The 21,173-nt window shown below is 41.9% G+C and carries 22 protein-coding genes and 1 pseudogene; 10 read left to right on the plus strand and 13 right to left on the minus strand.

Annotated features, from left to right (window positions below; genetic code table 11):
- Positions 1–26: 26 nt before the first annotated feature.
- The 6 genes from FSB76_RS21210 to FSB76_RS21235 form a co-directional block, all read right to left on the minus strand.
- Positions 27–956, minus strand: a complete 930-nt coding sequence (locus FSB76_RS21210) for an RraA family protein (protein WP_147056876.1) — start codon at positions 954–956, stop codon at positions 27–29.
- Positions 957–984: 28 nt separating this feature from the next.
- Positions 985–2,277 (minus strand): amidohydrolase/deacetylase family metallohydrolase, encoded by a 1,293-nt coding sequence (locus tag FSB76_RS21215; protein WP_147056878.1) that lies wholly within the window; start codon positions 2,275–2,277, stop codon positions 985–987.
- Between the two features lie 80 nt (positions 2,278–2,357).
- Positions 2,358–3,563: an aminotransferase class V-fold PLP-dependent enzyme gene (locus tag FSB76_RS21220; RefSeq protein ID WP_147056880.1), complete on the minus strand. Its 1,206-nt coding sequence runs from the start codon at positions 3,561–3,563 to the stop codon at positions 2,358–2,360.
- A 10-nt stretch (positions 3,564–3,573) separates the two neighbouring features.
- Complete coding sequence (locus FSB76_RS21225) at positions 3,574–4,035, minus strand: RidA family protein (RefSeq protein ID WP_147056881.1); 462 nt, start codon at positions 4,033–4,035, stop codon at positions 3,574–3,576.
- A 48-nt stretch (positions 4,036–4,083) separates the two neighbouring features.
- A complete protein-coding gene (locus FSB76_RS21230; protein ID WP_147056883.1) occupies positions 4,084–4,530 on the minus strand; it encodes a c-type cytochrome in 447 nt (148 codons plus the stop codon).
- A complete protein-coding gene (locus tag FSB76_RS21235) occupies positions 4,520–6,352 on the minus strand; it encodes a c-type cytochrome (RefSeq protein ID WP_225976264.1) in 1,833 nt (610 codons plus the stop codon). Before FSB76_RS21235 ends, FSB76_RS21230 begins: the two co-directional genes overlap by 11 nt.
- A 293-nt stretch (positions 6,353–6,645) precedes the next feature.
- Here FSB76_RS21235 and FSB76_RS21240 point away from each other — a divergent pair, with 293 nt between their 5' ends.
- Together FSB76_RS21240 and FSB76_RS21245 are read left to right on the plus strand one after the other, a co-directional pair.
- Positions 6,646–7,011, plus strand: a complete 366-nt coding sequence (locus FSB76_RS21240) for a GntR family transcriptional regulator (RefSeq protein ID WP_147056885.1) — start codon at positions 6,646–6,648, stop codon at positions 7,009–7,011.
- A 1-nt stretch (position 7,012) separates the two neighbouring features.
- Complete coding sequence (locus FSB76_RS21245; protein ID WP_147056887.1) at positions 7,013–7,909, plus strand: slipin family protein; 897 nt, start codon at positions 7,013–7,015, stop codon at positions 7,907–7,909.
- A 164-nt stretch (positions 7,910–8,073) separates the two neighbouring features.
- Here FSB76_RS21245 and FSB76_RS21250 read toward each other — a convergent pair whose 3' ends face one another.
- Positions 8,074–9,051 (minus strand): GlxA family transcriptional regulator, encoded by a 978-nt coding sequence (locus FSB76_RS21250; RefSeq protein ID WP_147056889.1) that lies wholly within the window; start codon positions 9,049–9,051, stop codon positions 8,074–8,076.
- Positions 9,052–9,184: 133 nt separating this feature from the next.
- Here FSB76_RS21250 and FSB76_RS21255 point away from each other — a divergent pair, with 133 nt between their 5' ends.
- The 3 genes from FSB76_RS21255 to FSB76_RS21265 all read left to right on the plus strand — a co-directional run bounded on the left by FSB76_RS21255 (position 9,185) and on the right by FSB76_RS21265 (position 13,281).
- A complete protein-coding gene (locus FSB76_RS21255) occupies positions 9,185–9,595 on the plus strand; it encodes a DoxX family protein (protein ID WP_147056891.1) in 411 nt (136 codons plus the stop codon).
- 156 nt (positions 9,596–9,751) lie between these two features.
- Positions 9,752–10,363, plus strand: coding sequence for a dihydrofolate reductase family protein (locus FSB76_RS21260; RefSeq protein WP_147056894.1), 612 nt, complete (start codon positions 9,752–9,754; stop codon positions 10,361–10,363).
- 482 nt (positions 10,364–10,845) lie between these two features.
- Entirely contained in the window at positions 10,846–13,281 is a 2,436-nt protein-coding gene (locus FSB76_RS21265) for an ABC transporter permease (protein ID WP_147056896.1), read from the plus strand.
- 242 nt (positions 13,282–13,523) lie between these two features.
- Here the strand turns inward: FSB76_RS21265 and FSB76_RS21270 are convergent, their stop codons facing one another.
- From FSB76_RS21270 to FSB76_RS21285, 4 genes are all read right to left on the minus strand, one after another.
- The gene (locus FSB76_RS21270; RefSeq protein WP_147056898.1) at positions 13,524–13,778 is read right to left on the minus strand and encodes a hypothetical protein; all 255 of its coding nucleotides are present in this window, start codon (positions 13,776–13,778) and stop codon (positions 13,524–13,526) included.
- A 662-nt stretch (positions 13,779–14,440) separates the two neighbouring features.
- A complete protein-coding gene (locus FSB76_RS21275; protein ID WP_147056900.1) occupies positions 14,441–14,959 on the minus strand; it encodes a hypothetical protein in 519 nt (172 codons plus the stop codon).
- A gap of 49 nt (positions 14,960–15,008) precedes the next feature.
- A complete protein-coding gene (locus FSB76_RS21280; protein ID WP_147056902.1) occupies positions 15,009–15,686 on the minus strand; it encodes a hypothetical protein in 678 nt (225 codons plus the stop codon).
- 18 nt (positions 15,687–15,704) lie between these two features.
- Entirely contained in the window at positions 15,705–16,085 is a 381-nt protein-coding gene (locus FSB76_RS21285) for a hypothetical protein (protein ID WP_147056904.1), read from the minus strand.
- Positions 16,086–16,189: 104 nt separating this feature from the next.
- Between FSB76_RS21285 and FSB76_RS21290 the strand changes: the two genes are divergently transcribed.
- From FSB76_RS21290 to FSB76_RS21310, 5 genes and pseudogenes are all read left to right on the plus strand, one after another.
- The gene (locus tag FSB76_RS21290) at positions 16,190–16,432 is read left to right on the plus strand and encodes a helix-turn-helix domain-containing protein (protein ID WP_147056906.1); all 243 of its coding nucleotides are present in this window, start codon (positions 16,190–16,192) and stop codon (positions 16,430–16,432) included.
- 376 nt (positions 16,433–16,808) lie between these two features.
- Positions 16,809–17,713 (plus strand): annotated as a pseudogene (locus FSB76_RS21295) (IS982 family transposase).
- Between the two features lie 11 nt (positions 17,714–17,724).
- Positions 17,725–17,955, plus strand: a complete 231-nt coding sequence (locus FSB76_RS21300) for a hypothetical protein (RefSeq protein WP_147056908.1) — start codon at positions 17,725–17,727, stop codon at positions 17,953–17,955.
- Positions 17,956–18,005: 50 nt separating this feature from the next.
- Positions 18,006–18,329: a hypothetical protein gene (locus FSB76_RS21305; RefSeq protein WP_147056910.1), complete on the plus strand. Its 324-nt coding sequence runs from the start codon at positions 18,006–18,008 to the stop codon at positions 18,327–18,329.
- Between the two features lie 226 nt (positions 18,330–18,555).
- A complete protein-coding gene (locus tag FSB76_RS21310; protein WP_147056912.1) occupies positions 18,556–19,260 on the plus strand; it encodes a hypothetical protein in 705 nt (234 codons plus the stop codon).
- A 13-nt stretch (positions 19,261–19,273) separates the two neighbouring features.
- Here the strand turns inward: FSB76_RS21310 and FSB76_RS21315 are convergent, their stop codons facing one another.
- Positions 19,274–19,471: a hypothetical protein gene (locus FSB76_RS21315; RefSeq protein WP_147056914.1), complete on the minus strand. Its 198-nt coding sequence runs from the start codon at positions 19,469–19,471 to the stop codon at positions 19,274–19,276.
- Positions 19,472–19,571: 100 nt separating this feature from the next.
- The gene (locus tag FSB76_RS21320) at positions 19,572–21,062 is read right to left on the minus strand and encodes a hypothetical protein (protein WP_147056916.1); all 1,491 of its coding nucleotides are present in this window, start codon (positions 21,060–21,062) and stop codon (positions 19,572–19,574) included.
- Between the last annotated feature and the right edge of the window lie 111 nt (positions 21,063–21,173).

The raw sequence follows: 21,173 nt of genomic DNA on the forward strand, positions 1-21,173 counted from the left end.
CTGTTTAAATTTAGCTTATAATTTGGTTACCAGGTGCGCTTTTCCATAAAGGCATCTAATTGCGCCCTGGTCATTTTCATTTTGCCGGGATTTTGATCAAGCCATTTCATGAATGCGTCTTTCACCTGGCTGGTCCACTGGCTGTCAATTTCGCCGGTTGCAAACCTGCCCGATTTAAGCATGGCATGTCCAAACTCGTCGCGCAGGGCTATGAATTCGGCGGTAGCCACCACTTTTTCGGCCAAATGCGCCGGAATAAAAAGCACACCTTCTTTTTCGGAGATAACCAAATCGCCGGGCAGCACTACCGCGCGGCCTATGCGTATGGGCGTGTTAAGCCCCATCAGCACCATTTCTTCCAGGTACGACGGATCAAAGTCGCGTACAAATGCGTTAAAGCCCCGTATTTCTTTAAGTCCCTGCAAGTCGCGCGCCGATCCGTCAAAAATAACGCCGTTGCCCGATTTGCTGAAAATGGAGTTGCCCAGGTTATCGCCAATAAGGGTTCCTCCTTTTACTTTACCAAAGCCATCGGCAACATAAACGTCACCTTTGGTTAAAACATCTATAGGCCAGGCATTGGTATTGCCTTTCCGGCCCTGTTTAAGGCCCCGCTCTTTAATGTTTTTTTCAATATCGGGGCGGCTTGGCATAAACATGGCTGTAACGGCGCGGCCAACAACAGGCAGGGTATCGTTAACCAGTTTCCACCCGCCTTCAAACTGGTTATTATAGCCTTCGTTTTTTAATACCGTCCAGGCTTCTTCAATGCCTATTTTTTTTGCTCTTTCAATAATATCATCCGGGATTTTAGGCCGGCCGTCGGCAAAACGCTCGCCCTTCCATTCCGATGTAAAAAACACCAGTTCGTCTCTTGAAATGGTTTGCGCCCTGGCGTTGCTGCAACAGCCAATGCCGGCAAAAAGCCCCAGGATTAAAAGCTTACAGTATCTCATAACTTTTATTAAAACAGGATAATATTAATTAATGATTTTCGGTTATTAGTACGGTTTGCGGATTTTTGGTGTTAATTTTTGGTTGGTATATGGGCGATGCTATTCCGTTAAGGTCATAAACTATTTTACCCGCCCTGATGGTGAGTTCGCACACAAATTTTTTGCTGGCCTCTACCTTGTAGCCTGTATAATCAAACAAACCAAATTTGCCATCTACAATACTTAAAATAGCTACATCGGCGCCCGAGCCTACCGATAAATTCCCTAATTCCTCGCGTTTTATCTCCTTTGCCGGGTTTGATGTGCATGCCTGTATTACATCGTGCAGGGGCATGCCCATGGCCAAAAACTTGGTCATGCAGGTAAGCATATCCTTCATGGCATCATTCATGCTGCCTACATGTAAATCGGTGCTGATGGAGCTGGGGAAAAATCCCTCTTTGGCGGCGGGCAGCGCCTGCGAATAGGCAAAGCTGATATTACCGTAACCTACGTCAAAAGCAATGCCCCGTTTCCGGGCTTCGTATACAAAAGGCTTTACCTTTTTAGTCGCCGGGTCAACAATGGGTTCGCGGTCATTAAACTGCCCGAAACAATGGGTAAAAATATCGCCCGGCCTAAGGTGTTTTAAAAATAACTCCTCAATAGGCAGTGGCGGGGTGCTGCCGCCAAAATCAATCATTACGGGTATTCCTTTTGCTGCTGTACCGGCTTCTACTGCGCGGTCGGTAGGTGTCCAGTCATGTCCTTCGTAATGTGCAAGTTTAATTCCTACTATAATATCTTTATACCGGCGGGCAACCAGGGCCGTCATCCGCGGGTCCATGTCATTCAGGTCCTGTTCGTAATCGCCGCGCATGCCTTCGCCAACAATGTTTAAAAACGCCAGCACGCGGGTCCGGGAATTATCAATAGTTTGTGTTTTAAAGGTCGGAAATGTTCGCCAGCCCGAGCTGCCTGCATCAACAACCGTAGTTACGCCATTCCTGAAGGTAAACCCATCCGGCGCCAGGCCCAGGTTCCCGTTTTCGTATTGATGATCGGGCTGGGTACCGCCAAAATTATGGGTATGGATGTCAATTAATCCGGGCACTACATACATGCCTTTGGCCTCAATTACATCTGCCGCCTGTTTGGCGTCGATATTTTTGGATACCAGCGCTATTTTATTGTTGATGATAGCAATATCCATTACGGCGTCGATATCATTTTTAGGATCAATCACGTGGCCATTCTTAATCACAATATCGTACGACTGTGCCATTACCGCCGGGCTTACTAAGCTTAACAGCACCAATAATAAGAAATAGGTTTTTTGCATTTTGGGTTAATATTTAAATCATAATAAAGTATTGCAGGTATAATTTTTGACAGGCAGACGTATTTGGGCGGATAATTTTATCAGACGGCTTGTTGCAAAATAGTTTTTACTTTTCCTGCAACAATATCAACCTGATCTGGCCGCAAAAGCACCACGCCGATAGTAAGGCGATCGCCCCGGCCGTTGGCTACTATGCTTGGCGTACCGTTTTTTAAGGCCGTTACCACCTGTTCGGGCGTAATCTTAATTTTGCCGGTATCCCAGGTAACATTAAGGCTTGGATAGGCATTAGCCGGGCCGGGGTCAACTACCGTTTCGGTTTTAACACTGTGCAGGCTTTCCAGCTGCGTGCCGATATATTTGGTGCGCTGTAGCCAGTCTTCCCACTCTTTTTTATGGTCCCGTTCCAGGTAGGCCTTTAGCGCGGCGTACATGCCAAACATCTCTTCCTTATTTACTTTCATAGGGCGACCAATAGGCGCCTCATTGGGGCTGTGGTTAAGGCGGGCGGCCGTAATAAGGTCCTTTCGGCCAAAAAGCAAACCTGCGCTTTGCGGTCCGCGTATCATTTTACCGCCCGAGAAGGTCACCAGGTCGAAACCAATTTTTTGAAATTTAAACAGGTTTTCAACCGGCGGCACATCTGCGGCGGCATCCAAAAAGGTTGGTATGTTGTGCCGTTTGGCAATTGCTACAAAATCGGCGTGCTGGATACTGCTTTTTTCGGCGGCGTTAAAAAAAAGCGCCATTACCGTTTTATCGTTAAAGGCTTTCTCCATTTCGTCCGGGCCTTCAACCTCAATAATTTTGGCACCAGTAGTGGTTACGGCCTGGTCAAACAGGTATCGGTGTGTTTTTTGCATAATTACCTCGGGCCGTGGACCTGGCAGGTTGGGCAGCAGCTTTATTTTTTCATGATCGGTACCGGTAATGGCGGCTGCTGTGCCCAGCAATATGGCGCTTGCCGCTCCTGAGGTAACCATGGCCGACTCCACATGCAGCATTTCGGCAATTTTCGCCCCAACTTTATCCTGCAACTCGTACATGTTGGCAAAATCGTGCGATGTTGAATTGATAGCCTCCAACACTTCCGGCAGCATCAGCGAACCGGATAAAAAAGTCATGGTTACAGATGCATTTATTACCGGTGTTACACCAAGCTCTTTAAACAAATCCCGCGCCGGCTTTTTTGCCGGGGAGGAGGGGAGCGTAACGGCTGCCTTGCTTACCAGGCTGCCTGTTAGCGGTAACAGGGTAAGGCCCTTAAGTATGTCTCTGCGTTTCATTTTTTTAATATTATATGTAAGCGATACAATCCATCTCAACCAGCGAGTTTCCAGGCACACCGCCCTTGGCTACCGCAACGGTGGTACGTACCGGAGGATTTTTGCCAAAGCGGCCTTTGTAAACCTCATTCATGCCCTGGTAGTCGGCAATATCATTCAGGAACACGGTTACTTTGAGTACTTTTTCCATCGATGAGCCTGCCTTTAACAGTTCTTTCTCCAGCTCTTTAAGCACAATCTCGGTGTGCGCCTTAATTTCGAAGGGTTCAACGTGGGCGCCTTTTCCGGCTACAAAAACCATGTTGCCCAATTTGGTCGAACCGGAAAACAATGGCACATCCTGAAACGATGTTACATTATTAACCACTTTTTCTTCGGCGGGCGCTGCTATGGAGTCTTTGCTTATGCCGAATACGGATATACCCACTGCCGAGGCCAGTATCCTTTTTAAAACAGATCTTCTTTTTTCCATGTCGTTTTTATTTTGTGTTACAGGGTGTTTATGTTGTTTTAGTTATTGTCAGCGGGATTTATCTGTAGGTGCCGTAGCGTTTTGGGTACTTAACGTGAGAATGTATTTCACCATCTTGTTAGCCTCATCGGCGCTTACCGCCGGGTGGGGTGCCATTGGTACAGGCCCCCAGGTACCGCTGCCGCCACTGATTATTTTTTGCGAAAGCATAGTTACAGATGCCTGGTCCTGCGGATACTTGCCGGCAATGGCTATGTAGGCAGGGCCTACCAGTTTCTCTTCAACCTTATGACAAGCCAGGCAATCGGATTTGGCGATGAGGGTTTTACCGTCCTCAATTTCGGGGGCGGTGGCAAAGGGTGGCTTTGGTATGATGGCAGGCGCGGCGGCTTTCTTTTTTAGCGTAGTTTTCTTTTTTACCTGTGCCCCGGCCTGGCAGCACAAGAGGGTTAAAGCAACGCAGAAAATGCCGGTTAGTAATTTATTAATCTTCATGTTGGTGTATTTGTTTATCCGCCATTTTTCGCACCGCGCTTACATCTGCCGGTGTTACAATATCGGGGATGTTGTTAAAATTGGATTTGATGTAGGTGAGCACTTCGGCTACCTGTTTATCAGATAAAAAGCTGCCGTGCGCGGGCATTACTTCGTTGTACGATAGCCCTTTTACCTTTACCGGGCCTTTTAGCCCATTAAGTATCACTTTAATTAACCGGGTTTTATTATAATTTACCCATTCCGACTGTACCAGCGGGGGAAACCGCTTGCCGTCACCTTTGCCGTCGTTTTGGTGGCAGGCCACACAATAGGTGCTGTATACAACCGATGTGGCAGGCATATCTTTAAACAGGTTATCTTTAATTTCATCGGGAGTTTTAATGTTGGATGCTGTTTGTTTTCGCGTTTCCATGGCGGCAAGCTGTGCCGGGCCGAAGGTTTTTTTGTCGCCGGTATATATAATGCGCCAGATCCGTCCTTTTTCGGTATCACTTACATACAATGAGCCATCCGGCCCTTCGGCCAGGCCCATGGGGCGGTATACAGCATTGCTTACGTTTACAATAGGATCAACCCTTGCAAAGCCATCGGCAAAAACCTCCCACGGGCCCGAAGGCCGGCCATCCTTAAATGGAACAAATACAATAATATAGCCCGCCTGCGGATAGGGTGCCCTATCTGTAGCGCCATGAAAAGCCACAAATGCGCCGTTTTTGTAATGATCAGGGAACTGCTTCCCTTTGTAAAACAACAAATCGTTGGGTGCAAAGTGTGCAGGGAAGCCAATAAGCGGCTGGGTTAGTTTAGCGCCATCGCCTTCTTTAATTTTATCGCCGCCAAATTCGGGGTTAAGCAGTTTTTTGTTTTTAATAGGATCATAATAATAGTAAGGCCAGCCGCCATCAAGGCCTTGCTGTACTTTAAAAAATTCTTCGGCAGGCTGCAACGCGCTTTCCCAGGGTGTGTACAGGTTGGGCCACAGCAGCCTGAAATCGTCGCGGCCATGGTTAATGGTGTATAACGATTTACTTTTGGCGTCCCAATCCAGGGCGACAATGCTTCGCAGGCCGGTGGCATATTTTACACCATCGGCCTGGTGCTGGTTGGTTTTATTGGCATCAAACATCCAGATGCCGCCATGATCTTTTAACCAGGGGTTGCCGTTATCTGCCGAACCGGGGCTGCCAATGCCCGGCGAACCAGGCTGCCGGTTGTTAACCTGCCCGGCATTTGACCCGGCCCCCCATCCCACAAAAATGTGACCCTTGTTGTCAAAGGCAATGGGTTTGGTTTGATGCTCATGATAGGGCGGATTATCAATAATAATGGTATCCAGTTTACTATCGGGCACCAGTTGCCCGTGTTTAAGCTTCATCCGGTAAACCATCAGCTCCGAACTGAAATACAGGTAACCATCATGAACGCGCATGGCAGTACCATAAGTTTGGCCATCGTATTTGCCAAAAGGGGTTATCACATCGGCGCGGCCATCGCCATTGGTATCGCGCAGGGCTACGTTACCATATCCGTCGTTGGCATAATGGTCACGGGCTTTTACATAAATATCGCCGTTTGAGTTTACAGCAATGTGGCGTGCCTGCCCCTTTAAACTATCAGCAACCACAAATGCGCCGAAACCTTTCGGTAAAAACAGCCCGCCATTGTCTGCGTCGGCCGCGGGGAGTTTTGTATCGGCGGCCATCCAGCCAAATCCCATAAATACAAACAAAGCTACCGCGCACGTAAACATCAATAAACGCGGGCCAAAATAACGCGAAGCAACAGCCGAAGCCTTCCTTGTGCCTTTAGTATTATTCATGCAAACAATAAATTTTATATACAATTCCGGATAACATATACAAGGCCTGCTATCAGATAAAACCCGGCAATCATCAGGGGGGATTAGCGATTGCCTGGCTTTTATCTGATTATATATTTCCTATTACACATGACTACCGGTAATTTATCCCTCCAAAAGGTTAAAATATTTACGCGCTGCCCGGTTTTTAGTTAAACAGAAGGGCTTTGGTGATATTGAATTAAATTAATATTTTGAAAATAAGAAACTTGTTGTATGTTTGTACTATATGTATAGTACAATAGTATTTTAGCATGATTAAATTTAAATTAGATCCTAAAACGGGTACCCCGTTTTACCGGCAGATAATTGACCAGATCACCTTTGGCATAGCTGCGGGAAACCTGAAAACAGGCGAACAATTGCCCACTGTGCGTTCGCTGGCTGTGGATTTAAAGGTAAACCTGAATACGGTGGCCAAAGCCTACAAAGAGCTGGAAATTCAGGATATTTTAGAAACGCAGCAGGGCACGGGCACTTTTATAAGCGAAATAAAGATCCAGATATCCGAAAAGGAGCGAAGCGCCAAATTAAAAGAGATCTGTAACGAATTTTCGTCCATTGCATTTAGCTATGGCTTTTCGACAGACGACATTATTAATCAACTTAAAAAACAATAATATGATAAGTAGTAAAAAGAATACCAAGTTGGGCGTTAACCCGATTGCAGCCGTGATATTTGTTGTGTTAACAGCGGGCGCTATTGGTTTGTATTATTTGGAATTCATTAACGCTTTAACCCTGGGGCTGTTGCTGATAGCCTCGCTGTTTTTGGCCAACGCGGTGCATATTGCCGATCAGTGGGAAAAAGCTATTGTTTTACGCATGGGTAAATATACCGGCCTACGTGGGCCGGGCTTATTTTTCACTATTCCACTGGTTGATAAAATAGATAATTATATTGATCAGCGGGTTAGGGTTACCGAGTTTAAAGCCGAGCAAACGCTTACCAAAGATACCGTGCCGGTAAATGTTGATGCCGTAGTATACTGGACGGTATGGGACGTCGAAAAAGCCGCGCTTGAAGTGCAGGATTATGAGGTGGCTATTGCCTACATAGCGCAAACGGGCTTAAGGGATGTAATAGGTAAACATGAATTGGCCGAGTTGTTGCAGGAACGCGATAAGGTGACGGATTTACTGCAAAGAATACTGGATGAGCATACCAACCCCTGGGGCATAACCTGCCAGAATGTGGGCATCAAAGATATTGTTATCCCTCAATTATTAGCCGATGCCATGAGCAAGGAAGCCCAGGCCGAAAGAGAGCGCAGGGCAAGGGTAATACTAGGCACCGCCGAGGTGGAGATTGCCGAAAAATTTGCGGTGGCAAGCGAACAATATATCAATAACCCGGTGGCCTTACACTTAAGGGGGATGAATATGTTATTTGAAGGCCTGAAAGAAAAAGGATCGATGGTGATAGTACCAAGCTCGGCATTGGATTCCATGAACCTGGGCGCAATGGGCGGATTGATCTCCCTGGCAAAATCAAACGAACCGAAGCAGGACGTGTAAACTTTTATAAAACTCAATGTTTAGTTAATTCCATAGCTACCACTAACGTGGGCTGTGGGTAGGGTTGGGGTTTTGTGCTTTACAACAAGATTGTGATTTGCATGCGGACGCACTGGCCTGGAGGCCTGCGGTAGCGGAAAGTGCTTGCAGTAGCCGGGTGTTTTTTACGCCGCCGCCTGCCTGTTGTATTTGTGCTTATAATCGGCGGGCGACAAACCGGTGAACTTTTTAAACACCGCCCTGAAAGCCTTAACATCATTATAACCCACCTGGTACATTATCTCGTTTACATTTTTTGATGAGTTTTCCAGCTGCTTTTTTGCCGCTTCTACCTTCACCCGCTGAATGTATTCGGATGGGGTGTTGTTGGTGGCTTTTTTAAAACGGCGTTCAAAATGGCGGCGGCCGATGGCAAACTGGTCGGCCAGGCCATCTACAGAAAGTTTCGCGGTGTAATTATGTTCAATAAATTCCTGTGCCAGCTTAATGGGTTCGTCCTCATGCTTTTTTTGCCCGTTAAACATGACAAATGGCGACTGGCTTTTCCGGTCGATCTCGATAGCGAAAAACTTAGCCGCCATAATGGCCAGTTCCCTGCCGGTATATTTTTCAATAATGTGCAGCAACAGGTTCCAGTAAGAGCTGGCGCCGCCGCTTGAGTAAAGGCCGTCAATTTCGGTAATGATGGTACCATCCGTCATGGCCACTTCAGGGAACATGGCCCTGAACTCGTTGCCCGACATCCAATGGGTAGAGCACGATTTTCCGTTAAGCAACCCGGTAGATGCCAGCAGGAAAGCACCAAGGCAAAGAGAAGCCACCTCGGCGCCATTTTTATATTGGTTGATAATCCAGGGCACAAAGTCCTTGTTCAGCTCAACCATGGCCTTCATATCGCCCGATAGCGCGGGGATGATCACCAGGTCGGTTTTTTTAAGGTCGCTTATCAGCACATCCGTATTAACCGCGAAAGCGCCGTTGTTGAGCGGTACCTGGGCGGTTAAGCCCACCAATTGAACCTCAAACGCGGGCTGTTTACCGGCGCTAACCAAAAAATGATTAATGGCGGTGAACATATACCGCGGATCGACGATTGCAGACGGGACGGCCTCATAGGGCACCAGTATCGAAATGTGTTTCATGTTGATCAAATCTAAGCAATCAAAAAATAAAAAGTCGCATTTACACCCTGCAGATGTCAAATACGTGCAGTACTTATTTATTTGTGCCACACTACCTTTGAATTAACAAAATCACCAACAAAAAAATATCATTATGGAAACTACAGTATCACCAATCACGGCGGCCACGCCTTCAAAATCATCGTTGTTAACCGGGCGTATCATCAGCGTTATTTGCATTTTATTCCTGTTGTTTGATGCTATCGCCAAAATCATGAGAGAAAGCCACTCAGTAAAAGGCACCATTTTTTTGGGCTACGGCGAAAATATGGTACAGATAATAGGTACCATACTGCTGGTTTGCACCGTCATCTACATCATTCCGCGTACTGCTGTTTTGGGCGCTATTTTAATTACCGGCTACCTGGGTGGCGCTATAGCTATCATGATAAGGGTTGGCCAGCCCGCCTATTTCCCTGTAGTTTTTGCCATACTGGTATGGCTAAGCCTTTACCTGCGCGATGGGAAAATAAAAAGCCTGTTCAACTTTGGCGGTAAGTGGTAAACCGGGGAAACCGGTTTTAAAATAATTCGGGCAAACACGCAAAGAAAATGACGCAAAGAAAAATAAGGAATCGCTTTGCGGCTTAGCGTCCTGGCGCGAAAAAATAAAAAAGCGGTTTCCTGGTAATATATGGCCTGTGAATAATTATAATAAAAAATGAGGGAGTTGGTGGCATCGGTAAATGTAACTTTAGATGGCTTTATGGCCGGGCCCGATGGCAGCCTTGACTGGCATTTTAAATACTGGGACAGCCAACTGTGCGAAAGCCTGTGCCGGCAACTGGCCCGGGCAGATACCATTTTATTGGGTGCCCGCACTTATGAAGCCTTTGCCAACTACTGGCCCGCAAAAGCCAACGACCTGCTGATGGCCAAAGAAGATATTATAATGGCCGAACTGATGAACCAACATACCAAAGCGGTAGTATCCAAATCAATCCACCTTACCCCCTGGCGCAATACCATCCTGCTAAAAGGAAAGCTAAAAAAAGAAATAGACCAATTAAAAGCCCAGCCGGGCCGGGATATCATAGTTTTGGGGAGCGGACAGCTGGTATCATCACTCATGAAGCTAAACCTGGTAGATAGGTACGAACTTTGGGTGCACCCGGTGGTAATTTCTACCGGGAAACGTTTATTTCCCATCCTCAGCCATAATATACAAATGCGGTTAGCCAACACGCAGGTATTTTCGTCGGGCATTGTGCGTTTGAGTTATTGCTGTGAAAAAGCGGGTGTGCAGATGCCTGTTGTTGGTTTGTCGGCATAAAACTTATTATTTGTATGCCGATATTTGTTGGTGACAACACCCAACAAAGCGCGGTAGGGGAAAGACCAACAAGGGGCGAGCATTTACTAAGGAAGTCACAAGTCACCCTTCGCACCCCCAGCCCGCAAGACTTGCGCCAAAGAGGCTTGATTTGCATGTGGGCGCACCCCGATTATCGGGGCGGTAATAGGAGGGCTTTGGGTGCCTAAGCGGTGAAAATGAGTAGTTTGCAAACAGAGTATGACTATAGCAAACGTATTGACTCAACTGACAACCAGAAATAGGGCAAGAACAATTGTATAGCTATTTCCGGACCGGTTATGCCCGCCATAAAAGCGGACGCTTGCCGTTCGTTTTCGATACAGCTTCAAAAGCAGAATTCTTGTAAATGGCTGATAATCAAAAAAATAACATTTGGCATTGTATTTATTGATTCTTTTTGTCGAATTTATTGTTAAGTCATTCATTTATAGCCTATTCAAATGATTAAGAACTATTTTAAGACAGCCTGGCGTATCCTTTGGCGCAACAAAACCTATACTTTCATCAACGTACTTGGACTGGCTTTAGGAATATGTGCCTGCGTAACCATTTACCTGATCTCCAGTTATGAACTCAGTTTTGATACCTTCCATCCCGATAAGGATCGCATCTTTCGCGTAATGACCACCGTTCATTTTGCGGCCGGTGATCAGGATGTCATGAGTAAAGTGCCGTATTCGTCGGTGGCCGCTACCCGTCGCGAACTTCCCGGCGTTGAGGCTATTTCAGCAGTAGGCATGTATTATGCCAGGATAAGTGTGCCTGATGGCAATAAGCCGGTCAAAAAGTTTGATAGTTCAATCGATGGCGCGTACTATCCGGGCACAATAGTAGCAGAGCCGCAATATTTCAAGATATTTAGTTACCGCTGGCTTGCCGGAAGCCAGGAGACCGCTTTGAACCAGCCTTATAAAGTTGTGCTTACCCTGAGCCGGGCACAAAAATATTTCGGTAATGTTAATCCGGGAAGCCTGCTTGGCAGGGAAATTGTCTATGACGATTCGCTCCATGTCCAGATTTCGGGAATTGTCGAAGACTGGAAGAAAAATACCGACTTCGCCTTTACCGAGTTTATTTCTTATAACACCGTCCAAAATAGTTTCCTGAAAAAGGCTTTTGCAGATGACTGGAACCATATGTCTACCCAAGCCTTTGTTAAATTGGCTCCTGGTACAAGCCCCGACAAAGTAAATGCCGGTTTTGCCGCCATCGTTAAAGCCTACGCACCCAAAAATCCGGATATTAAACTTAAACTGTGGTTGGAAGCCATTACCAAAGTGCATTTTGATGCAGACGTTGTAGAAAATCCGATCCGTACCGCCGACCTTCCCATTGTATACGGAATGATCGGTACCGCTGTATTTATCCTGCTGCTGGCCCTGGTCAACTTTGTTAACCTGGCAACAGCCCAATCCATTCAGCGCACCCGGGAAATGGGGGTCAGGAAAATTATGGGAAGCAGTAAGGCCGGTATTATGCTGCAGTTCCTGGTAGAAACATTCCTGGTAACTTTTTTCGCCCTGATCCTTGCTTTGTTATTGGTTAACCCGGTGCTTGCTGTATTTAAGGCATTTATTCCCCAGAGTGTTACCTTCAGGTTGGTAGAAACCAATGCCCTGCTTTTCATATTGTGTATAACCCTGATCACTTGCTTATTTGCAGGCCTGTACCCGGCAAGGAGCTTATCGTCACACGCCCCGGCCTTGAGTTTAAGAGGCACCTCAATCCCTGGTGACGGGCATTGGTGGCTGAGAAAAGGACTGATTGTTTTCCAGTTCACCCTATCGCTGGTTTTTATTGTCGGCAGCCTGGTGGTCCATCAGCAATTAAGCTATACCCGTGGCAAAGCAATGGGTTTCAATACCGATGCCATTGTCATCCTGCCAACCAGCCGAAAGGCTCCGGCAAAACAAATCAGCGTATTGGCGCAGCAATTGAAACAAATTCCGGGTGTTAGCATGGTTTCCGGTGAGCAATATACTCCTATGGACGGCAGGGATGGCAACATTGCGCTGAAATTGAATGGGGTAAACGGAACGGAGACACGCATCCCTGAATTGTCAGGGGATGAACATTATTTGTCTCTATACGGCATGAAGTTGCTGGCCGGACGAAACCTTTTGCCAGCGGACAGCCTGAAGGAATATGTGATCAACGAAACGTTTTTGCACCTGCTTGGGCTTCATGAACCACGGGAAGCTATCGGCAAAATGTTGCTTTATCAAAACAAACCTTATCCTATTGTGGGAGTAGTTGCCGACTTTCATGAAAAGTCTTTCCACGAAACCATCAAACCGGTTTGTATTGTGAATATTCCAAAGATGCAGCAGGATATTGCCATTAAGCTGACAGTGAGCGGCAAACAGGCTGCCGCGCTGAAAGTAACCCTGGCACAGATAGAAAGATCATGGAAAGTGATGTATCCGGGAGAGGTGTTTGACTTGAGGTTTTTTGATGAATCGATAGCGCTTTTGTATGAAAAGGACTACCGGACAGCAAAACTGATTAATGCGGCAACATTCATCGTGATCTTTATTTCCTGCATTGGGTTATTTGGACTCACCATATTCACCACCAAGAGAAGAACGGCAGAGATCGGCATAAGGAAGGTGCTTGGCGCAAGTGTAACCAACATTGCGCTGATGCTCTCCAAAGATTTCGTTGTGCTGGTGTTGGCGGCATTGGTAGTTGCTTCTCCCGTTGCCTGGTATTTGATGGACCGGTGGCTGCAAAATTTTGCTTATCGCATTGCAATAAGCTGGTGGATGTTTGCCTTATCCGGCGTAATGGCTGTCGTTATTGCGCTATTGACCATCAGCTTCCAGTCGATCAAGGCTGCCATGATGAACCCTGTTAAAAGTTTGAGAAGTGAATAATTGGCAGTAATATGTTGCGATAAGTATTCAAAGATTAATATCTAAATCCGTCGACGCGATAATCCTTCATCTGGGAAAATACGTTAACTACTGCGTTTTGGTGGCGTCGAAAGCTTTGTGCTTTACAATAACATCGTGATTTGTATGCTGGCGCACAGAACTGGCCTGCGATAGCGGTTGCGGGAAAATTGCTTGCGGCCGGCATCAGCGTTTCGTTATCCAGCTATTGTACAGGTCTGAAATTATATTTTAGCCCTTTTCTTTGATGCACGTTGTGGCCTAGCGGTTACTATTTTTGTACCATCGGCAGGCATGGCTGCATTTGACGAACCTTGTGTAGTTATTTGTACGCTAGCGGGTTTTTGCCCTGTTTTTTTATATCGTGCAATAGCCTGAGCAATGGTTTGCCTGGTAGCCTCAGTAAAAACCGATGGCCCCACTATTAGGTCAACGTTTTTTGGTTCTCTGATAGATCCCAAACTTTCACTGCTATTCATAAGGTCGTCAATAACTAAATTAAGGTGATATACGGAACCATCAGACAGTATACGAAATATACGGAAATTGTAAAAAATAATTGACTTTTTTAAGTAAAACCACATTAAAAAAATAACCAGTTTAATGGTAGCTTTATCAATATACTACACCATTCCCGCCCGCTGCCGCAAGCCTCCGGGATTGTGCGCCCGCATGCTAAGTATACGCCATGCCTTTAAGACAATAAGCTACACAACTTGTTAACCTCAATTTTTTTATAGTGCTCTTTCGCCCCGCTTAAAATAAAAATGCAGGATATGTGATAGCATCCGGGATTTGCGAGGTGTATACTTAGCATGGTGTTTACCAGTCAGTGGGCACACAAGCCTTGAGGCTTGCGGCAGCGCAAATAAATACTTGCGGTAGCAGGGGGGCCAAGAGAACTGTAAAGTTACCTGCATTTTGCCCTTGTCAGCCAAAATACTTTTTCCGGATATTAGGAAAAAGAAGTAATGCCCTTTCAAGATTATACACAGAATAAGATTACCTGTTGGCGGTATTAATAAATTAATTAATCCTATAAAATTAAATATAGTTCATTCAATAAAGTATTTTTACAAATCCATTTAAATAAAAATGCTTGATGTTCAATCAAGCATTTTAAGAATTAACAGAAAATATATTAGTAGCTGTAAGGAGTAATATTAAAATTATCCTTTAACATTTTTGCATCAAATTGTTTACAGAAGACATTCGCTAAAGTATCAATGTAAGCAGCAATTGTTCCATCTTGTACTACTGCTTGTAAAATTGGATTTACATTTACAGAAGTGATGTAATTGGTTATTCTTATTTGTCCGTAATTATCAGCTAAAATATAAAAACCTTCCACTTCTTTTAAATCCTGTGAAAGCGGGGTTTTGTGATATACTTTTAAGTATCCAATATCGTTTATAGTTGATTGTATATTTTTATAGATGACGAATGTACCACCTCTATATTTGAATGATAAACTATCATCATTTAATGAGACATCACTAATTTTTTCATGAACCATATTTGATAATAATACCAATAATTCAGATAACTTTTTATCCATAAGATTTGTTATAACTTGATTTATAAATTTTTTAATTGGAAATACTAAGATATCAATTATAAAAATAAGTTTACCCCCGATGTTATTAAGTAATTTTTTCATACTTAATAATATAACTCACAGTTATTTAGATTGAAATACTATTCTCTTTTCAATTTGCACTCATATCCACTTTATTGAAATATAACATGACATCGTTTCCATTTGTCATCATATGAGATTGTGCAGCCATATCGGCATCATCAAGATATGTGTAAAACTTCATATGTGCTAACTGGGCCTTATAATGTTCAACATACCACTCGTAAATATCCTTTTCAGTAGAATTCATGACACGATATGTTTTTTCCCCTTTTACTGCCTCAGAAGGATTGGGTAAATCATCTAATTTATCTATAACAATGGTATCTGGTTTCACTTTATTTTCTGTTTTTAGAACTTCAACAGGTTGAGAATTATTCTCGGGTTTATTATTAACATTCGATGAAGGATTAAGTGGTTTAATTGGACTTACATCTGCGATAGGAGTACATTCTGTTGCCCTAACAGTAAATGGTGAATTTTCAAATCCATAATCAATATTTGTGAAGTGAATAACTGCATCTGTACCATTTATACCCACTCCGCTCCATTTACACAACCATTCATCATTTTGACCATAATATTCTTTTTGGTAAGGTTCACCCCAATCTTTCACCAAATCTTTAAAATGTACATCTTTCATAGTTCGTGCAAGCTCATCACAAGCCTTATAATCTTTACGGTATTTACAAGATTCAAAAACTATAATTGTTAAAATAAATAGAATAATTGAAGTAATTGGCTTCATCAGATATATTTGGAAATTTTAAATGTTTAAGTAGACAGATATGTCGTTATGAATAGCGTTTTCGTCTTGTGAAGTTAATCCACTGCCATCAGCAGCGAACAATCCTTTACGTTTTACAGAATAATAAATTCTCCCATAAGTAAGAGCTTGTTGGGCTTCTTTTGATTTCAGTGCTTTCAAATAATTCTTTAAAGTTTTTAGGGTAAGAAAATATTTTAAAAGGAAGTAGGCATAAAAAAATATTCCTATTAAACATCCTACGAGAAGAAAGGACGTTAACTCATAATAATAAAATACAGTTTTCCATAATACCCCAATCGCAACTAAATAAAAAGGAACAAATCCATATAGGATTGAATTGAGTGTAATTTTTAGAGAAAATAATTGATTTTCTAACATAACCACATTATCGCTTAGGTGAGCATAAAGTTACGAACTTTAAACCACTTTACCAATACCTGTATTAGTATCATGTAATCGTTTTAAAACGTCCTTGCAATTCTATGCAAGAAGTAAAAAAGACCGATTTAGACCTTTATATTATCAATAAGGTTAAAGAGTTACGTTTGAAAAATAATGTCTCACAAGCAGTGCTTGCTATTAAATTAGATGTATCTGATGCATTCATCGGTCAGATAGAAAATCCGAAGCATAGAGCTAAATATAATATTACTCACATCAATAAACTGGCTCAAATATTTAGCTGTAGTCCAAAGGATTTTCTACCTGATAATCCTATAATTTAGGCCTTAAAAACAAATTCCTTTTTGAATTTAAAGAATAATATTTTGATTTTATAGATTATTTAAACTATAAATCTGTATTTGTCATATTATTGAAATAATATTCTGTTATTTTCAATTTTATCAAACATATTTTCTCATATATAGTTCAGCAATCATGATTTTTAACACATTATGATTATGTCTGAATAAATACGAATCGAAAAGAGAATAAATGACTATCAGGATGATTGTCATTAAGAATTAATTTGTTGGTAAAAATAAAAGCCCCATCAAGTTTGGCGACCGAGGGGGCTTTTAATAAAAAAACAGGTGGTTAAGCCATGTTTCCTACAGCATCAAATGTATGGAAATTTTTGGCTATGCTCAAGCAATTCCTATGCATAATATTAAATCAAACTTCAATAAAGTAAAAGCTATTCTTTCAAAGTTTTTAGCAGGTAGCTTTTCTTCATCTGGTAACTTCTTACGCCCCGGCCCTAAACCAAAATTTACAGATTTAGATGTAATGACTTTAAGCATCACCGCCGAGTGCATGTGTCTCGATAGTGAAAACTATCTATTCCACTTATTAAGGTCAACCTATAAAGATGACTTCCCCATTTGATAAGTAGGCGGCAATATAACGATAGGCGCAAAGGTCTTTTCTTTCAGATAAATGAAATAAGACAAGTCATGGCAAATGAACTTAATGAACTCAAAGAGGTTTTTGCCCTTGACTCCATGCCCTTGGAGATATGTAAATATTCGAGAGCAGACCGCAATAAAATGGGAAATGGTAATTCCTATTATGCTCCAGATAAAGGATACTGCGCTTCTCAAAACAAATGGTTTTTTGGATATAAGTTACATGGTGTATGCTCACCCTATGGGGTGATTCAAATGTTTGATTTATCTCAGGCATCAGTACATGATATAAATTTTTTAAAAGATGTAAGTAACAATATGAAGAATTGCCTGATTGCTGGTGATAGAGGATATATAGGAAAAGACATCAAAGACAAACTATGGTTAGATAATAAGATATGCTTGGAGACACCATTACGAAATAATCAAAAAGAAGGTAAACCGATGTTGTATGTTTTACGCAAAGTAAGGAAACGGATGGAAACCGTTTTCTCACAGCTATGCGACCAGTTTTTAATTCAAAGGAATTACGCCAAATCCTTTTATGGATTTCGAACGAGAATTTTGGCGAAGATTACAGGTATGACAACACTACAGTATATGAACAAATTCATTACAAAAAGGCCAATAGGTCAGATAAAATATTCATTTCTATAAAATTTATAATAATGGACAGTTTCAACATAAAAATTAGTTACGCCATAATCAGTGCAATAAGAGCAGGGATATGTACAGATGTACCAGAAGAACTTAAATTAGGTTATGATATCGATACAGCAGAAATTGTGTATAACGAAACAATGGGGTATGAATTAGAAAGAACGGTTAGGTATATCGAAAAAATGATAGAGGATATTAATGCGGAAGGGAGTCTGGTAGATTATAATGGGAAGAAATAAAAAATTTATAGATTTGGATTATTATAAATCTAAATCAACTAATCACAATCATGGCAATAATATTTCCGACTCCCCCGAATTTTGATGCTAAGAGTTTTGTCGAATCAGTACACAGTCAAATTAAAATCAATAAAGATTTCAATAAATATGCAGTTGGTGTAACAGATGTAGTTGAGAAATACATTGATTGGAAATATACAAGACAGTATAAATTCAAGCAGTATTACAGCACCTTCAATTCAATTGATAATGCAGAACAAGTTTATCGGGAGTTTTTAACTTATGGTTATCAAGACTTAGAATTTGATTCTGTTGATATCAATGATACAGCAAACTGTAAAAGTGTATTTATCATCCATGTCCCAAATTCTTAAACAAGATAATGTTCTATAAATCTCATAGAACTTAATTGCTCTTGAGTATATCCCTGTATGATTGTAAAATAATTTGTAACATAATGATTTATTTTCTCAACGAGATTTCCATCTAATGATGATACTAATATTTGTTTGGTTTTAACTTTATAATAGAGGTTGTATAAATCTAAATTGGTGTTCATAATAATTATCTTTACCATAAATAGTTTAAACCTAAATTTTGATGGGTAATGTTAATTTTAATGAAGAATTTAAAGATAAGGCGTTTAAAATAGCGGCTGGAATTACCTTATTTGTTGTACTAACGATTTTATCTGTGATGACAGTTGTGACGGTTAAGAAAATTAATAAGGGTGAATATGTTAAAGTATTTGGATTGGAATATAACATACCAAAGGAACACCCTGATACCATTGTTAAAACGGTTAAGACTAAACCCGATACAATATTTAAGAATACTATAAAAACAAGTAGTGTAGCAAGAGTTTCTCTCCAGAGGACAGTTCCTAAAAAATTAATGATTAATCATGATACCGCTATTAAAGCTGTAGTTCCCCCAACGATACAAGCGAAAAATTATGCTGGTACAAATAATGGTGGTCATGTTGGGGATAACTACTACGGGACAGCCTTAGAATTTACCCAAGATTACGGCGACTTTTTTATTAATTACATTGAAAAATTCCGAATAGACTCAAATATTATAAGTAAAAGTTTAGTGCTGAATCCTTTTATCAATTGTAATAGTCAAAAATTTGGAACGGATTTAATGAACTATTTAAAATCGAAAAATTACCGAGTAAGCATCAGATATAATGTAATGACCAAAGAAAGCGTTGAGGGTATTGATGTAACTTTTGATAGAAAAGAAAATTGCTTTGAAATCGGAATTAACAATATGTACACAAACAAAGAACCTAAATTATAATAATCTTTAAAAATTATTCAGGGAAAATTTTATTAAGCTGTTCCTGAGTAAGGCCAGTAACATTAAACCTACTTAGTACTGAATCAAATTTCACTGAAAATTCTTTAATCTCAGGAAACTCATACTTTATCCTGTCGATAACTTGCCGTTCTAAAGACTCATATCCATCATTTGGAAATGAATCAAAGCCTGTTAGTTTAAAATCTGTCATAACTTTTTATGATAAATTTAATAAAAGGGTTGTAATATTCTAATCCTATAGTATATTTAATTTTATAGGATTAATTAATTTATTAATACCGCCAACAGGTTTAAGATTCTATTTTCATACTCTTGTTTAGTGCAAGCCGGTCAAGTTTGTCATATAAAGTTGCATCTATTACTACGTTGGTCATGATGCCGTAGCCGCGTGCTCCGAACTGATCTACTGTGTCGGAAATGTCCTGTACTTTTGTCGCAGTTAATGATGTTCCCTTTTTTAGAAGCTTGCATTGAAAAATAAACTTTTCAGGTTCGTACTGGAACCTGCGGTGTGTCCAAATTTCTATATCACGACCACCGTCTCTGGAACGCGATTTTCCCATTTTTCGCATAGTTGCCTGGTTAAAGCCCGGATTACATGATAATATATCTATGCACAGCTCTTCAAAGGCATCGTCGTCAAGGTCCTTCCAAGGACATTTAATATCCGCAGAAATGCCCGCGAGCCGTGTCGCGACCAGAAAGATTGAACTCAGTTTTTTATTCAGCAAAAGCAGTTCCTGCTGATTGGGCTTACTGATATTCCAGATGAGATACTGATAATCGTTGTCAATGACCAATGCCTGATCGCCGAAACTTGATACAAAATACTGCAGAGATGACCTCGATCTGAACATTGTCGGAAGTTTATCACCGCCTGGATCGAGATTTAACAATTCATAATAAGAGTTGTCTGCGGTCTCCGGCGGCGGATACAGAGGATTATGATGTGGTTCGTAGGTTAATAGCGATGTTATCCAATTGTTTTTCTCCAGCAGGTTTGGTCGTTCAATGGCTGAACAAACGCATGCCCTGGCCCTGATCAGCTCGTCAAAAGGAAAATGAATAAGTAACCCCCTGCTGATAAGGTAACTGATGTTATTGATCACAAACAACTCGGCTGGCTCAAATTTGATTTCGTCACTCTCCGAAAAATTAATTATCGTTTTTTGAATATCTGCGTTGGGAGAAATTATCCAAGTATTACGGGAGCCATAGGTTTTCCCTTGCTGCCCTGCTTTGGTCATTTCCCAAAACTGAAACTGCCGTTCAGGAAATTCATTGAATTCGGTGGTAAAGAAGCTACTGTCGGCTTCCTCTTCATCTCCAAAGTTTCCCTGTATCTCATAGTATTGTCCGTTAATATAGTTCGTCAGATAATCATTTGCGAGTTCGGGAAAAGCAATTGGAATTTTATGCAGATTTTCCCGAAAATTTTCCAAGCGGTCAACATGGTTAGACCATTCATCTGTATCATAGTCGCTACCCATAAGCTCTGCAAGGGAATGAATTTTTTGGGCCAGTGCACTGGTGTTGATGGGCTTTAACCCAAGGTCTGTGAAACCAGAACTGGTGGAATAACCTATACGTTCAGCGAACTCTGCGAACTCCTGACTCAGATAAGCAGCTTCCGCGCAGTTATAGGCCAGATCTGAATACTGCCGGGCGCCTTCAATATATATTCTCAGAATAAATCCGTCAGCATTTTCGCGAACAAAGTTTTTAATCGATTCTAACGCTGGTTTTTCTTCTTTGAGGCCTTCGAAATACAGTATCTCCATTCACAATGATATATAAACCTAAAGATAATATATTCTTTTAGGAACGGTAATTAATCAAATGACTTATCGGTTTATCGGGTGATAAAATAAGCAATTGTAACTTATAGTTCA

Source organism: Mucilaginibacter ginsenosidivorax, assembly GCF_007971525.1.
Classification (GTDB): domain Bacteria; phylum Bacteroidota; class Bacteroidia; order Sphingobacteriales; family Sphingobacteriaceae; genus Mucilaginibacter; species Mucilaginibacter ginsenosidivorax.